The 14,730-nt window shown below is 67.3% G+C and carries 17 protein-coding genes; 13 read left to right on the top strand and 4 right to left on the bottom strand.

What is annotated here, in order from left to right; all coding sequences use genetic code 11:
* Nucleotides 1–20: 20 nt before the first annotated feature.
* A complete protein-coding gene (locus VET27_RS08405; RefSeq protein ID WP_526516969.1) occupies nucleotides 21–797 on the bottom strand; it encodes an MmpS family transport accessory protein in 777 nt (258 codons plus the stop codon).
* A 144-nt stretch (nucleotides 798–941) separates the two neighbouring features.
* Here VET27_RS08405 and VET27_RS08400 point away from each other — a divergent pair, with 144 nt between their 5' ends.
* Together VET27_RS08400 and VET27_RS08395 are read left to right on the top strand one after the other, a co-directional pair.
* Nucleotides 942–1,163 carry a hypothetical protein gene (locus VET27_RS08400; RefSeq protein ID WP_526516967.1) on the top strand — a complete coding sequence of 74 codons (222 nt, stop codon included), beginning with the start codon at nucleotides 942–944 and terminating at the stop codon, nucleotides 1,161–1,163.
* Between the two features lie 18 nt (nucleotides 1,164–1,181).
* Nucleotides 1,182–1,337 (top strand): DUF6131 family protein, encoded by a 156-nt coding sequence (locus tag VET27_RS08395; protein WP_526516965.1) that lies wholly within the window; start codon nucleotides 1,182–1,184, stop codon nucleotides 1,335–1,337.
* 6 nt (nucleotides 1,338–1,343) lie between these two features.
* On the opposite strand, the gene VET27_RS08390 is transcribed toward VET27_RS08395, so the two are convergent.
* Nucleotides 1,344–1,961 (bottom strand): SACE_7040 family transcriptional regulator, encoded by a 618-nt coding sequence (locus tag VET27_RS08390; RefSeq protein ID WP_526516963.1) that lies wholly within the window; start codon nucleotides 1,959–1,961, stop codon nucleotides 1,344–1,346.
* 89 nt (nucleotides 1,962–2,050) lie between these two features.
* Here VET27_RS08390 and VET27_RS08385 point away from each other — a divergent pair, with 89 nt between their 5' ends.
* From VET27_RS08385 to VET27_RS08365, 5 genes are read left to right on the top strand one after another with little or no spacing between them, the layout of a single operon-like run.
* The gene (locus VET27_RS08385) at nucleotides 2,051–3,601 is read left to right on the top strand and encodes a carboxyl transferase domain-containing protein (protein WP_526516961.1); all 1,551 of its coding nucleotides are present in this window, start codon (nucleotides 2,051–2,053) and stop codon (nucleotides 3,599–3,601) included.
* Nucleotides 3,602–3,605: 4 nt separating this feature from the next.
* On the top strand, nucleotides 3,606–5,603 hold the full coding sequence (locus tag VET27_RS08380; RefSeq protein WP_526516959.1) for an acetyl/propionyl/methylcrotonyl-CoA carboxylase subunit alpha: 1,998 nt from the start codon (nucleotides 3,606–3,608) through the stop codon (nucleotides 5,601–5,603).
* Nucleotides 5,600–6,760, top strand: a complete 1,161-nt coding sequence (locus VET27_RS08375; RefSeq protein WP_526516957.1) for an acyl-CoA dehydrogenase family protein — start codon at nucleotides 5,600–5,602, stop codon at nucleotides 6,758–6,760. Before VET27_RS08380 ends, VET27_RS08375 begins: the two co-directional genes overlap by 4 nt.
* On the top strand, nucleotides 6,757–7,245 hold the full coding sequence (locus tag VET27_RS08370; protein WP_526516955.1) for a MaoC family dehydratase: 489 nt from the start codon (nucleotides 6,757–6,759) through the stop codon (nucleotides 7,243–7,245). Before VET27_RS08375 ends, VET27_RS08370 begins: the two co-directional genes overlap by 4 nt.
* The gene (locus VET27_RS08365; protein WP_526516953.1) at nucleotides 7,245–8,057 is read left to right on the top strand and encodes an HpcH/HpaI aldolase/citrate lyase family protein; all 813 of its coding nucleotides are present in this window, start codon (nucleotides 7,245–7,247) and stop codon (nucleotides 8,055–8,057) included. The genes VET27_RS08370 and VET27_RS08365 overlap by 1 nt, the downstream gene beginning before the upstream one ends.
* A 3-nt stretch (nucleotides 8,058–8,060) precedes the next feature.
* Here the strand turns inward: VET27_RS08365 and VET27_RS08360 are convergent, their stop codons facing one another.
* Entirely contained in the window at nucleotides 8,061–8,795 is a 735-nt protein-coding gene (locus tag VET27_RS08360; protein WP_526516971.1) for an enoyl-CoA hydratase, read from the bottom strand.
* Nucleotides 8,796–9,088: 293 nt separating this feature from the next.
* On the opposite strand from VET27_RS08360, the gene VET27_RS08355 reads away from it, so the two are divergent.
* Nucleotides 9,089–9,589 carry a DUF5994 family protein gene (locus VET27_RS08355; protein WP_526516951.1) on the top strand — a complete coding sequence of 167 codons (501 nt, stop codon included), beginning with the start codon at nucleotides 9,089–9,091 and terminating at the stop codon, nucleotides 9,587–9,589.
* Between the two features lie 12 nt (nucleotides 9,590–9,601).
* Here the strand turns inward: VET27_RS08355 and VET27_RS08350 are convergent, their stop codons facing one another.
* Nucleotides 9,602–11,236: a fatty acyl-AMP ligase gene (locus VET27_RS08350; protein ID WP_526516949.1), complete on the bottom strand. Its 1,635-nt coding sequence runs from the start codon at nucleotides 11,234–11,236 to the stop codon at nucleotides 9,602–9,604.
* A gap of 657 nt (nucleotides 11,237–11,893) precedes the next feature.
* Here VET27_RS08350 and VET27_RS08345 point away from each other — a divergent pair.
* From VET27_RS08345 to VET27_RS08325, 5 genes are all read left to right on the top strand, one after another.
* Nucleotides 11,894–12,244 carry a hypothetical protein gene (locus tag VET27_RS08345; RefSeq protein ID WP_526516947.1) on the top strand — a complete coding sequence of 117 codons (351 nt, stop codon included), beginning with the start codon at nucleotides 11,894–11,896 and terminating at the stop codon, nucleotides 12,242–12,244.
* A gap of 109 nt (nucleotides 12,245–12,353) precedes the next feature.
* On the top strand, nucleotides 12,354–12,695 hold the full coding sequence (locus VET27_RS08340; RefSeq protein ID WP_526516945.1) for a helix-turn-helix domain-containing protein: 342 nt from the start codon (nucleotides 12,354–12,356) through the stop codon (nucleotides 12,693–12,695).
* Nucleotides 12,696–12,757: 62 nt separating this feature from the next.
* The gene (locus VET27_RS08335) at nucleotides 12,758–13,459 is read left to right on the top strand and encodes an SDR family oxidoreductase (protein WP_526516943.1); all 702 of its coding nucleotides are present in this window, start codon (nucleotides 12,758–12,760) and stop codon (nucleotides 13,457–13,459) included.
* A gap of 25 nt (nucleotides 13,460–13,484) precedes the next feature.
* Nucleotides 13,485–14,456, top strand: a complete 972-nt coding sequence (locus VET27_RS08330; protein ID WP_526516941.1) for an alpha/beta fold hydrolase — start codon at nucleotides 13,485–13,487, stop codon at nucleotides 14,454–14,456.
* Nucleotides 14,457–14,522: 66 nt separating this feature from the next.
* Nucleotides 14,523–14,730 (top strand): hypothetical protein (locus tag VET27_RS08325; protein WP_526516939.1); only part of this gene is annotated, 208 nt, incomplete at its 3' end.

Genomic DNA, 14,730 nt, shown 5'->3' with positions numbered 1-14,730 from the left:
CGCGTGCCGAATCGTTCGCGCTAGCGAGATCCCAGCGCCGTGCACAACGTCAGGCCGGTACCGGTTTTCTGCTGCGTCTCGGCGCCGTCGATGGTGATCGAGCACGTGAGCTCGCGACCGAAGTTGACGATGCTGACGCTCGCCGAACTGTTGGCCGCCCCCGCGAGCTGAACCTCCTTGGTCCACGGCAGCAGAACGTTGAACTCCGTCTGCAGAACACCGCCGGTATCGAGGTAGAGAATGCTGATCGCGCGGCCCTCGCCCGCGACTGAGTACACGACCGTGTGCGTATCGCTCGGGTCGGTCTGACCGGGCGGGGGGGCCGTGCCGGGCGTCGTCGTCGGGGCGGGGGTGGGGGTCCGCGTTGTGGTGGGCATGCGGGTGGTCGTGGACGGCGCGGTCATGGAGGGCTCGATGGGCGTCTGCGGGGGTGCCACGACCGTGTTCTGCTGCGAGCTGTTGACGATGACGAGGCCGATGACCAGTCCAAGAACGATCAGGAGCGCCGTCGCCGCGAGGACCCACAGCCAACGCCGTGGGTTGTGGCCACCGGGCTGCGACGGCTCGGGCGGGTACCCGCCCGGCGGGTTCGCGGGATCGTACTGCCCCGTCGCATGGGGATCCTGCCCGTACGGCGAGTACGCGGGCAGCTGCTCGGTGGGCTTGAGCCCCGTGTCCGCTTGGTGCGCCGGAGGGTATGGCGACTGCTGGCCGTACGGCGAACCGGGAAAGGCGGGGTAGTTGTAGGTACCTGGATGTTCCTGGCCCCACCCGTCGGGGCGCGATGGATCCGTCATGTCCACCTCATGTCTGCAGGGTACCTGCGCCGGGGATGGCCGATTCCCGAGGCAGTGAATCGACGCCGACGGGTTTACCGCAGTTATCGGACGGGTAAACCCTGGCAACGCCGTCTCGGCGGACTACGGACATGGAGGTCCAGCATGCGAGGTAGCGGAATCATCGGCACGATCGTCCTTGTCTGGCTGCTTATCGGCGTCTTCGCCGCATATCAGCGGGACTATTTCAAGTCTTCTGAAACCAGTTGTGCCACAGCCGGAACCATCGCTCTCACCGTGGTTGCGGGGCCGCTGAACTACGCGGGGGTAAATCCAAAGGTGGCCGACTGCGACGTCAAGGTCAACGTGCCGCAGCCCAGCCAGTAGTCCTCACCAGGAGTCGACATGATTGCCATCGGAGTAATTCTCCTGATTCTGGGATTGGTGTTCGGAGTCTCGATCGTGACCTACGTCGGAGTGGTGGCGCTGGTGATCGGAGCGGTGTTCTGGTTGCTCGGCGCAGCTGGCCACGCGGTCGGCGGCAGGCGGGTTTGGTACTAGTCCGTCTCAGCTGCGTCCTGCAGAATCCAGCGCCGCGAGCGTCATCGCCCTAAGAACGGCTCGCGACGAGTCGCGGACCGCGCCGGGTTTGACGCTGTGCGGGGTGGAGTTGAGCAGCCCGAAGGTGGCGTGAGCCATCAGTCTCGCGTCGTTCTCGTCGAGTTCGTCGGAGAGTCGCCGCAGTACGTCGACCCAGATCTCCACGTATTGCCGCTGCGCACGGCGGACCTGGCGCTTGGCGGCCGCCGGCAGATGTGCCAGGTCGCGATCCTGAATCCGGATCAGGTCGGGCTCGGTGAAGACGAAGTCGAGGTGGAAGTCGATCAGATCGTCGAGTGCCACCGCTGGGTCGTCGATGTTGGCGACGACGTCCGTCGCGCCGGCGAGCAGTCGGGTGCTGATGCCGACGAGCAGTTCGACCAGCAGCGCTTCCTTGTTGGGGAAGTGGCGGTAGATCGCTGGTCCCGTCACGCCGGCGGCTGCGCCGATGTCCTCGAGGCGTACGGCGAGGAAGCCGTGTTCGGCGACGAGCCGTTCGGCGGCGGCGACGAGTTGTGAGCGGCGGTCGGACTTGGCCTTACTGCGCCGTGTCCCCGGCGCGGCCGACGGTGAACTCCGTGCCATCCCCGCCTCCCCGCGCTCGTGGACTTTTCGGTTAATGCTCACTAACATACCATCAGTTAGTCGTCATTAACTCAAACGGACGGGTGGGCATGGCAACGCTCGTATCTCATCGCGAGCAGCATCTCTCGCTGGTCGCACAGCTGCGCGAGAAACTCGCCGCCGCCGCGCTCGGTGGTTCCGAACGCGCGCGGGAGCGTCACGTCAGCAGGGGCAAGTTGTTGCCGCGCGACAGGGTTGACGGACTGCTAGACCCGGGCAGCCCGTTCCTCGAACTGGCGCCGCTGGCGGCCGATGGCATGTACGACGACGAGTGCCCTGGGGCGGGGATGATCGCGGGCATCGGGCGGGTGTCGGGACGCGAATGCATGGTCGTGGCCAACGACGCCACGGTCAAGGGCGGTACGTACTACCCCATCACCGTCAAGAAACACCTACGCGCACAGGAGGTTGCGGCCCAGAACCGGCTGCCGTGCGTCTACCTCGTCGACTCCGGTGGCGCCTTCCTGCCGCGGCAGGACGAGGTCTTTCCCGATCGTGAGCACTTCGGTCGGATCTTCTTCAACCAAGCCAATCTCAGTGCCCAGGGCATCCCGCAGATCGCGGCCGTGCTCGGCTCCTGCACCGCGGGCGGCGCCTACGTGCCCGCCATGAGCGACGAGGCCGTGATCGTGCGCAATCAGGGCACGATCTTTCTCGGCGGGCCGCCGTTGGTGAAGGCCGCCACCGGAGAAGTGGTGACGGCCGAGGAACTCGGCGGCGGTGACTTGCACTCGAAGGTATCGGGCGTCACCGACCACCTCGCGCACGACGATCGCGACGCGCTGCGGATCGTGCGGAAGATCGTCGCCACGCTGGGGCCGCGGATACCAACCCCTTGGGAGGTACGGCCGACCGTCGACGCCATCGCCGATCAGAGCGAGCTCTACGACGTCGTGCCCACCGACTCGAAAGTGCCCTACGACGTGCACGAGGTGATCACTCGCATCGTCGACGGGGGCGAGTTCACCGAGTTCAAAGCCGAGTACGGCTCCACGCTGATCACGGGCTTCGCCCGCATCCACGGTCACCCCGTCGGGATCGTCGCCAACAACGGGGTGCTCTTCGGCGAATCGGCCTTGAAGGGGGCACATTTCATCGAGCTGTGCGACAAGCGCTCCACGCCGCTGCTGTTCCTGCAGAACATCGCGGGTTTCATGGTCGGCCGCGACTACGAAGCCGGTGGCATCGCCAAGCACGGCGCGAAGATGGTGACCGCCGTCGCCTGCGCCAGGGTCCCCAAGCTGACCGTCGTGATCGGCGGGTCCTACGGCGCGGGCAACTACTCGATGTGTGGGCGCGCGTATTCGCCTCGCTTCCTGTGGATGTGGCCCAATGCGCGGATCTCCGTGATGGGGGGCGAGCAGGCCGCCTCGGTGCTGGCGACCGTCGGCGGTGACATGACGTCAGAGGAGGAAGAGGCCTTCAAGGCGCCCATCCGCGAGCAGTACGAGCGGCAGGGTAATCCGTACTACTCCACGGCTCGGCTCTGGGACGACGGCGTCATCGACCCCGCCGACACCAGAACAGTTGTCGGCCTCGCACTCTCGGTCGTCGCACAGGCTCCGCTCGAGCCCGTGTCCTACGGCGTCTTCAGGATGTGACCCCATGAGCACGAAGAGCTTCGATACCGTCCTGGTTGCCAATCGCGGCGAAATCGCCGTGCGGGTCATCCGCACGTTGCGGGCCATGGGAATCCGTTCCGTCGCCGTCTTCAGCGACGCCGATGTTGGTGCCCGCCACGTCGCCGAGGCCGATACGGCCGTACGCCTGGGCCCTGCGCCCGCGCGGCAGAGCTATCTGGACATCGACGCCGTCGTCGGTGCTGCGGCCCGCACCGGTGCACAAGCGGTACACCCCGGGTACGGATTCCTCTCGGAGAACGCCGAATTCGCGGCCGCCCTCGACAGAGCGGGCATCGTGTTCATCGGTCCGCCTGCGCACGCGATCGCCACCATGGGCGACAAGATCACGGCCAAGGACACCGTGTCGCGATTCGGGGTGCAGGTGGTTCCCGGTATCGCCCGCCCAGGCTTGACCGACGCCGAACTGGTCGCCGCCGCCACCGAGATCGGCTACCCCGTGCTCGTCAAGCCGTCCGCGGGTGGCGGCGGCAAGGGCATGCGCATGGTCGAGCGGTCGGTGGACCTGCCCGCCGCATTGACGAGCGCGCGTCGCGAATCGGCAGCGGCCTTCGGCGATGACACCCTCTTTCTGGAGCGGTTCGTGTTGGTTCCCAGGCACATCGAGGTGCAGGTGCTCGCCGATGGCCATGGGAACGTCATCCACCTCGGCGAACGCGAGTGCAGCTTGCAACGCCGCCATCAGAAGGTCATCGAAGAGGCGCCTTCGCCGCTGCTGGACCCGGCCACCCGCGCCCGCATCGGTGCCGCCGCGTGTGACACCGCCCGCAGCGTCGACTACGTGGGGGCGGGCACCGTCGAGTTCATCGTCGGCGCGGCGAACCCGGACGAGTTCTTCTTCATGGAGATGAACACCCGACTGCAGGTAGAACACCCCGTGACCGAGGAGGTCACCGGCTGGGACCTGGTGGAGTGGCAGGTCCGCATCGCCGCCGGGGAGCAGCTCACGGCTCGCCAGGACGACGTCGTGATGACCGGACACGCCATCGAGGCCCGCGTGTACGCCGAGGATCCGGCTCACGGCTTCCTACCGACGGGTGGCGACGTGCTGGTCGTTCGCGAGCCGAATGGACCAGGGGTGCGGATCGATTCGGGCCTGTTCGCCGGCACGGTGGTCGGCAGTGACTACGACCCGATGCTGGCCAAGGTCATCGCCCACGGCGCCGACCGTGCGGAGGCGCTGCGAAGCCTGGACCGCGCGCTCGGCCGCACCGCCGTGCTCGGGGTGGTCACCAACATCGACTTCCTGCGCTTCCTGCTCGTCGACCCCGACGTGGCCCAAGGCCGGCTGGACACCGGACTCCTGGACAGGCGGGTAGGCGACTTCTCGGGACGCACGGCCGGCGACGAGGAGTTCGCCGCCGCCGCGGCCTACCGCTGGCTGCGGAACTTCCAGAAGGCCACCGGCGATCTGTGGTCGGTGCCGTCGGGGTGGCGGATGGGCGAGCCCGCGGCGACCGTGCTGCGGCTACGGTCGGGTGAGCGCACCGATCACGTCCGAATCGTCGGTCACCCTCGTGCGGCCACCGTGATCGTCGAGGGTGGGGAACCGCGCACTCTGGCAGTGATTCTCGACGGAGACACACTGGCCGTCACCCTGGCGGGATGGCGTACCGAGTACCGCGTCGCTGACGCCGACCACCGGATCTGGCTCGCCGGGGATGATGGAGTCGTACCGCTCGAAGAGTTGCACGAGGCGCCGGTGCGGCCCGACGACGAGCACAGCGGAGACGCCGAACTCGTCAGTCCGATGCCGGGTTCGGTCGTCGCCGTCGGCGTGGAGGATGGCGCGATGGCGAAAGCTGGCGCCGTCATCGTGACCGTGGAGGCCATGAAGATGGAACACACCCTGTCGGCACCGGTCGACGGAGTCGTCGAATTACTCGTCGCCGTCGGCGATCAAGTCAAGGTGGGCCAACCGCTGGCCCGTATCACCGTTCAACCGGAGGAGGCTCAGTCATGAGCGACTTTCTGTCCACCGGCACGCTGCCCGATCACTACGAGCAGCTGGCCAAGACCGTCCGCGACTTCGCCAGAAGCGTCGTCGCGCCCGTGGCCGCGAAACACGATGCGGAGCACTCCTTTCCGTACGAGGTCGTGTCGGGGATGGCCGACATGGGGCTGTTTGGGCTGCCCTTCCCCGAGGAGTACGGCGGCATGGGCGGTGACTACTTCGCGCTGTGCCTGGCTCTCGAGGAGTTGGGCAAGGTCGACCAGAGCGTCGCCATCACCTTGGAAGCCGGGGTGTCGCTGGGCGCAATGCCGGTGTATCGCTTCGGGAACGACGCGCAGAAGCAGGAGTGGCTGCCGCTGCTGACGAGCGGCAAGGCGCTCGGTGCGTTCGGGCTCACCGAGGCGGGCGGAGGCACCGACGCCGGGGCCACCAAGACCACCGCCAAGCTCGACGACGGCCACTGGGTCATCAACGGCTCCAAGCAGTTCATCACCAACTCGGGCACCGTCATCACCAAGCTGGTGACGGTGACGGCCGTGACCGGGGGGCAGGACGGCAAGAAGGAGATCTCGTCGATTCTGGTGCCCGTCCCGACGCCCGGCTTCACCGCCGAACCCGCGTACGACAAGGTCGGCTGGAACGCGTCGGACACGCATCCGCTCAGCTTCGACGACGTGCGCGTGCCGGAGGAGAACCTGCTGGGCGAGCGAGGACGAGGCTACGCCAACTTTCTCCGGATTCTCGACGAAGGACGCATCGCAATCGCCGCACTGTCGGTGGGTGTCGCCCAGGGGTGCGTCGACGAGTGCGTCAAGTACGCCAAGCAGCGCGAAGCGTTCGGCGCCGCGATCGGCACCTACCAGGCCATCGCGTTCAAGATCGCGCGGATGGAGGCCCGTGCTCACACTGCTCGTACGGCCTACTACGACGCGGCGGCACTGATGTTGGCGGGCAAGCCCTTCAAGAAGGAGGCCGCGATTGCCAAGCTCGTCGCCAGTGAGGCGGCGATGGACAACGCTCGCGACGGTACCCAGATCTTCGGCGGTTACGGCTTCATGAACGAGTACCCCGTCGCGCGTCACTACCGGGACAGCAAGATCCTCGAAATCGGTGAGGGGACAACGGAAGTGCAGTTGATGCTGATCGCAAGACAGGCCGGCCTGTGACGCACCAGCGGGTGGTCGTCCAGCGGGGCCTGTGGTTCGAGGAGTTCGAGCCCGGGGTGCTCTACCAGCACCGTCCGGGTCGGACCGTCACCGAGGCCGACAACGTCCTGTTCACCACGCTGACCATGAACACTCAGGCCCTGCACCTGGACGCGGCCTTCTCGGAGGCGTTGCCGCCGTTCAACCAGCGCTTGGTCAACTCGATGTTCACGCTGTCGACGTTGGTGGGACTGTCGGTCGCCCAGCTGACGCAGGGCACCATCGTCGGGAATCTGGGTTTCAGTGACGTCGCGTTTCCGAAGCCGCTGTTCCACGGCGACACCCTGTACGCCGAGACCGAGGTGACCGACAAGCGCGAGTCGAAGAGCCGTCCGGGGGAGGGCATCGTGACCTTCGCACACACCGGCCGCAACCAGCAGGGCGACGTCGTGGCCACGGCGTCGCGAAAGACCATGGTGCGCAAGCGCCCTGCCGAGGAGGCCTGATGACGCTGGCTCAGACCGGGCCGGGCTGGCTGTTCTGCCCGGCCGACCGCCCCGAGCGGTTCGAGAAGGCCGCCGCTGCCGCAGACGTCGTCATCCTCGACCTCGAGGACGGCGTCGCGGCCAAGGACCGGGAGTCCGGTCGCGCGGCGCTGTTGGAGACGAGGCTCGACCCGAGCCGGACCGTCGTGCGGGTCAACCCCGTGGGCACCCCCGATCACGCACTCGATCTCGCGGCCCTGGCCCACACCGAATACCGCACCGTGATGCTGGCCAAGACCGAGACCCCCGAACAGGTGAGTTCGTTGGCTCCGCTGGACGTGGTGGTGTTGATCGAGACACCCCTTGCTGCATTGTCGGTCGCCGACCTGGCGCGGGTGGACAACACCGTGGCCTTGATGTGGGGTGCCGAAGACCTGTTCGCCGTCCTCGGTGGCACGGCCAACCGCCATGCCGACGGCAGTTATCGCGACGTTGCGAAACACGTTCGCTCCCAGAGTCTTCTGGCCGCGAAGGCGTACGGAAAGATGGCACTCGACTCGGTGTACCTCGACATCAAGGACCTCGACGGGCTCCGCACCGAGGCCGACGACGCGGTGGCGGTCGGATTCGACGCGAAGGTCGCGATCCATCCGACCCAGGTCGCGGTGATCAGGGCCGGTTACGCCCCGACCGACGAGCAGGCGCGTTGGGCGCACGGGGTCCTCGACGCGGCGCGGTCGGAGCGGGGCGTCTTCCAGTTCGACGGTCAGATGGTGGACATGCCGGTGCTGCGTCGCGCGGAGCGGATCGTTCACCTCGCCCCCGGCGCATAGCCGCTACTTGCGCTTCGCGGCCGCCAATCGGGCTGCGAACTCGGGTGATTCGATGGACACCGCCTGCGGGCCGATCTCGACGTCGACCGCCATGCGGTGTTGTTCGGTGTCAACGGTTCCCGGGTTGGCGGTCGCACGCATCGACGCCTTGGTCGCGATCACGACGTCACGCGGCGCCGACGCTGGGCCTGCTGCCAGTTCACGCGCGACGGCGACCGGATCGTCGGCGATCCGCAGTGCCAGTCCGTACTGCACCGATGCCTCAGCGTCGAAGCGCATCCCGAACAGCAGGGAGGCGCGTGCGACCTGCGGCCCGACCGCGCGCTGGAGCATCCACGTGGCGCCGCCACCCGGGTGGATGCCGAGCTTCTGAAATCGCGGATCGAAGACGGCGGCGGGACCCGAGATGCGGACGTCGGCCGCAAGCGCCAGATTCAATCCGGCGCCGACGGCAGCCCCGTTCACCGCGGCGATCGTCGGCAACGAACAGTTGGCCACTGCGAGGAAGCCGTCGTAGATCACCCGGAGGCCGTCCTCGGCCGCGGCGCCGAGCGCCGTCAGGTCGGCGCCCGCGCAGAACGCCTTGCCCGCCCCGGTGACGATGACCGCATGGACGTCAGGGTCGTCTTCAGCGGCATCGACCGCTGCGCGCAACGCTGCGGAGATCTCGACGGTGACCGCGTTGCGGCGGTCGGGGTCGTTGACCGTGATGAGTGCGACGCGGTCTTGGACCTGCATCAGTACGAGATCGGACACGGGGTCAAGGGTAGTGACCCGTCCGGCTCTCGTGGCGGGCGGTGGCGGAGGGTGGGCCGTTCGCGAACCTGGGGGGCCGCGGCGTCGCCGGGCATGCGTAGGCTCAAGGGTGAGCCGCTTCGTCGTCAACGATGAGTCGTGCGGAACCCCGCGCGAGTGACATCAACGTGGATTCGATCCGACTGTCGTTGCGCTTCGCGCGACGGCTTTCTCCAATCGCGAAGGATTCGCTTGATGGCCCGCAATCATCGCGCATCGCCGTCGACAGTCGCGGCGTGACCAGCGCGCCTTCGCGACGAACGGCGAGCCCCGTCCGCCTCACCCTTTGCGGCCAGCTCGGCCGTCGGGTCGACGGCGCGTGGTGGCCACACTCCAACCGGCTGGCCAGAGAGCTCCCCGAGCTCGTTGGCGTTCTGCACGGACGGCTTGGTGAAGTCGTCGACATCTCGGTCAACTGGTCGATGTCGGAGAACCTGCCGGACCTGAATTCACGTCATTGGCAGAACAAGCATCAGCATCTGATGACGGTCACGGGTCGCGACGCCAGTGCCAACCTGCTGATCATTCCGAGTCTGACGCCGGGTACCTTGGCGGGCCTGCTGCTGCGGATCGCGGCGGGACTGCCCTTGAGTGCTGCCCATCAGGCGACGCCACTCTTTCGCACCGCCGCCGAGATCGTCGACGCGGCCAGGGGCGACGGTGCTCAGCGACCGGTCCCCGCGCCCGTGCAGAAGGACCTCGGCCGTGCCAGGGACCGCCGTAGTTCGACGTCCTAGTAGTTCGGCGTCCTAGTCCACGAGCGACAACGCGTGCGCGCGCCGAAGCTTGCCCGACGGCGTCTTCGGGATGACGCCCGGCTGCAGCACTACGACGTTGCGTGGCCGGACGTCAACGTCGGCGAAGACCTCGTGGGCCACCTGACGCTCGATTCGGCGCACCTGGACGGGGTCGTCGTAGTCGTTCGACTCGACTGCGACGGCGAAGGTTTCGCGTGACAGGCCGGCGTCGAGGCGCACCGCCACCGAGCAACCCGGACGCACGCCCGACACGCGGGTGGCAGCGCGCTCGATATCAGTCGGGTAGATGTTCTTGCCCGCCATGATGATGACGTCCTTCACCCTGCCGCAGACGACGATGTCACCGACCTCGGTCAGGTAGCCCATGTCGCCGGTGTCGTACCAACCCATGTCGTCCTGCGCTCCGATGAAACCGGCCATCGTGATGTAACCCCTGGTCACCGGCTTGCCGCGCACCTGGATCACGCCGACCGCGCGGGCAGGCAGCATTCCGCTGTCCTCGTCGACGATGCGAGCCTCCAGCCCGTCGATCGGCTGGCCCAGAGAGACCAAGCGTCGGGTGTTGCCCTTCGTGGCGGGAACGGCGCGGTGAAGCACCGACAGTAGATCGGCGTCGACTTCGTCGACGACCATGCCCGCACCGCACTCGGTGAACGACACGGCGACCGTCGTCTCGGCCATGCCGTAGGCAGGCACGATCGCCTCTCGCCGCAGCCCGAACGGCGCACCCGCTTCGCACAGGTCTTCGACGTCGGCCGGGTCGACCTGTTCTGCTCCGGAGAGGGCCCAGCGCAGCGACGACAGGTCGAACTGACCCACGGTGGCCTGCCTGCGCAAGCGCTTGGCCAACAAGTTGTAGGCGAAGTTGGGCGCCGCCGTCATCGTGCCCTTGTACTTGTCGATCAGCTTCGCCCACAGCAGGATGTCGTGCAGGAAGTCCATCGGCGTGACCTTCACGAGCTCGGCGCCGAAGTACATCGGAACGGTCAGAAAGCCCGTCATGCCCATGTCGTGAAAGCACGGCAGCCAGCTGACGATCACGTCGGTGTCCGTGTCGAAGTTCGCGCCGACGAACATGGCCTCGGCATTGGCCACGATGTTGGCGTGCGAGATGCACACGGCCTTCGGGAAGCCGGTCGATCCGGACGTCAGCTGCATCAGCGCGAGGTCGTCGTCGGCGGTGGCCAAGGGATCGACGGGGTCATGGGTCAGCAGGTGCTCGACGGTGAGCACGCGAATCCCGCGGTCGGCCAAGACCGGTGCCGCGGGCATGAACGGATCGGACACGATGACCACTTTTGCTTCGATCATTCCGATGATGTCCGTGGTCTCCTGCGCCCAACGCAGCAGGTCGGTGCGCGGAGTGGGTTGGTGCAGCATCGTCAAGCTGGCGCCGCGCATCCAGATGCCCTGAGCGGCCGGGGCGATTTCGACCGGAGCGCCGGCGAGTACCGCGACGGAATCCCCGTGTCCGATTCCCGCTGCCGCTAATCCGCCCGAGATGCGTCGCGCGCGTTCGTGTACCTCGCTCCAGGCGTACCGGATTGGCGCGCCCGGGTCGCCCGTGGTCATGCCGTTGCGACTCTTGCTCGCGTTGGCGAACATCGTGTCAGTGAATGTGCTCACGAAAATCCTTCTGGCTCTGGCGCGTTGGCGGCGATGCAAATCTGGATCGTCGAGCAGTCCTCTGTCGAGCACCTTCGAGAGGTAGCGCGGGGACTAGGCGCCATCGCCGCATGAGCAGCACGAAAAGAATCATCATCGGCCATTGCGGGCCGTGATGAAAGCGGAAGCGTGACTCCTCTGGCTAATGCCCGGGTACCGCGGATCCATGGGGGTTCGCGGCGCCCGGGTGGGTCGGACGCACTGACTGTACCGAATGAGCCCCTGATTCGAGCTTTGGCACCTCAATAGGGTGCCGATCGATGCCTCGTCGTCACCTCGGCTCGGTCTGGGAGGCGACGCTCCGCGGTGTTCGCGGGCTTCTGCACACGTCATCACATTGCGGCTGATTTCTGGTCGGCATCGGGTGGAGGACGTCTTCGTCCCGACCCATGGTCTGCCGTCCACGGTCACGCGGTGCGGCGCCGCGCCGCCGGTGATCAAAAAGTAATGAGAGCCGCGGAGTCGCCCGCCGACGTAGGCGAATCGGCCCGGGGTTCGGTGTCCTCGCTACGTGAGGAGCTGACGGGACGTCGGCATTTTCGAGTCGACGATGTCGACGGGTGAGATCACGAGGACTCGCCCTATGACGTCGCGCTCTGCGGTGAGGAGCAACGATTCGTGCTTTCTGGCGGCATCGACATGGGGGAGTTGGCTCCGCTGGGGCGGCTGCGCGAGGTCGACACCGTGATAGTGCCTGGTGTCGCCGAGCCGCTGTCGCCGCGCAGTGACGACCTGCTGGACGGCCTGCGTGCTGCCAGTGAGGCGGGCGCGCGGTTGGTGTCGTTCTGCGCGGCGCGTTCCTCCTGGCGCAGGCGGGGATACTCGACGGGCGGACGGCCACCACCCACTGGCTGCTCGCCCCCGCATTCCGCGCGTCGTTCCCGCACGTGCGGTTGCGAGTCGACCGGCTCTACGTCGACGACCCGCCCGTACACACGTCGGGCGGCATCTTCGCCGCGACCGACCTAGCACTCAACCTCGTGGCGCTGGAGGCCAGTCCGTCGCCAACGACATCAGTCGGCTCCTCGTCAGCGCGCCGCACCGGGTCGGCGCCCAGGCGCAGTTCACCAAGCATTCGATGAGGGCCGACGGCGCCTCGTCCATCGAGTCGTTCCTGGAGTGGTTGCGCGAGAACGTCCACGAGCCCCTCACCCTGGCTGAACTGGCCCGGCACGAGCACATGAGCGAACGCAGCCTGGTCCGGAAGTTCCGTGCCGCGACCGGGATGAGCGTTTTCGACTGGATCGCCAAGGAGCGGGTGAATCGAGCCAAGATTCTCCTCGAGACAAGCGATTTCGCGGTTTCCGAGGTCGCCACGATGGCGGGCTTCGGCTCGGCCGAGACCCTGCGCGGCAACTTCGAGAGGGCAGTCGGGACCACCGCGGGCGCCTACCGTCGCACGCTCAAGCACGCGGGGTAGCCACACCTTCTGCTGGATTCCCCGCGGATCCGGCCGGCGTCGCCGAGGTGCAGGATGGTCCGATGGACATCTCTGGCTGCACTGCCCTCGTCACTGGCGCCAACCGCGGACTCGGACGGCGGTTCGCCGCCGACCTCCTCGCGCGTGGTGCGAAGGTCTATGCCGGGGCACGCAACCCGGACTCGGTCGACGTCGATGGCGCCATCCCGTTGGCGGTCGACGTCACCAATGCGGCCTCGGTGACCGCCGCGGCGGCCGCGGCCGGCGACGTGACGCTACTGATCAACAACGCGGGCATCGCGGCTGACGTGAACCTGCTCACGGGCGATCTCGACGGCGCGCGCCGGGAGATGGAGACGAACTACTTCGGCGCGCTGTCGATGGTGCGGGCGTTCGCGCCATTGATCGAGAGCAACGGCGGCGGCGGGATCCTCAACGTGCTGTCCGTGCTGTCCTGGGTGAGTTACCCGGACCTCAGCGGGTACTGCGCGTCGAAGTCGGCGGCCTGGTCGATGACGAACGCGGTCCGCGCTGAGTTGGTCGACCGAGGGATCGTGGTGACCGCGCTCCACGTCGGTCTGATGGACACCGACATGGCGGCAGGTCTCGATGCTCCCAAGTCCGACCCCGCCGACGTCGCCGCCCTCGCCCTCGACGCCGTCGCGGAGGGGGCCTTCGAGGTGCTTGCCGACGACACCAGCCGCGGGGTTCAGGCCGGCCTTGCACAGGGTGTGTCAGGCCTCTACCCGCAACTCGCGAAATGAGTCCACTCGCGGCCGGTGACTCCTGATGGGCGTCCTGCGAACGCCGGACGAGCGGTTCGACGACCTGCCCGACTATCCGTTCCCGCCGAACTACGTTCAGGTCGCCACGAAGGGAATCGACTCCCTGCGAATGCATTACGTGGACGCTGGTCCTGCGGACGGGCCGGTGGTGCTGCTGATGCACGGTCAACCCACGTGGTCGTATCTGTACCGGAAGGTCATCGGCGTCCTCGCCGATGCCGGGCAACGGGTCATCGCGCCCGACAACATCGGCTACGGTCGCTCCGACAAGCTGACGGAGCCAACCGATTACACGTTCGCACGCCATGTCGACTGGCTACACGCTCTCGTCACCGGACTGGACCTGCGCGACGTCACGCTCGTTGCGCAGGACTGGGGCGGACCGCTCGGGTTGAGCGTGCTGGCTCGCGACCAGGACCGCTTCGCCCGCGTCGTGGCCACCAACACCATCCTGCACACGTGCGATCCTGCGCTGGAAGGCGAGCTCACCTGGGCGCACCACGGGGTGGGTGACAGTCGAATGATGTTGGAGGAGGCGCTTCTCGACTACGTGTCGTTTTACCAGCGGTCGCCGGACATCGTGCCCAGCTCCTTCCTGGACGCGGTCGCGGGGCCTCTGCCTGCGGACGTACGGGCCGCCTACGACGCCCCCTTCCCGGACCGGTCCTACAAGGCGGGTCTGCGACAGCTCATCGCCCTCATCCCGCTCACGCGCAACGACCCCGGCGCCGCCATCGGGCGCGCCACCATGGCCATGCTGGAACGATGGCAGAAGCCGTTCCTCACCGCATACTCCGATGGGGATCCGGCGACCCGCGGCTGGGACCACGTGTTCCAGCGGCGCGTCCCGGGCGCACGCGGGCAGAACCACGTCACCATCACGGGCGCAGGACACTTCGTCCAGGAGCAACGGGGTCGGGAACTGGGCCGCATCGTCGCGGACCTCGTCACTCACACCTCCTCCCCAGCGCACTGACAGCGAGCCCTGGCACCCTCGACCGCAGGAATCGTCGGCAGGCGGCGAGGCGTGAGGGGGCGGTCGGTGGTCACCGTGCTGGAGCGCGACGACCCGCCTCGTGGTGCCAAGCGCACCTCGCACCAGATGCCGCGGCGTCGGCATTGGCCGCGCGTCGTCCTCGCGGTCATGATCGTTGCCGCCGTCGTCGTCGGCGGGTGCGTCGTCGACGCCCTCCGCGTCCCGGGTACGGACGGTGTCGCGGCGAAGCTCGCCGAGTGGGGCCGCAGCCACG

This window comes from Mycobacterium sp. (assembly GCF_035633495.1).
Taxonomy (GTDB): domain Bacteria; phylum Actinomycetota; class Actinomycetes; order Mycobacteriales; family Mycobacteriaceae; genus Mycobacterium.
This window is presented reverse-complemented; position numbering and strand designations above follow the sequence as displayed.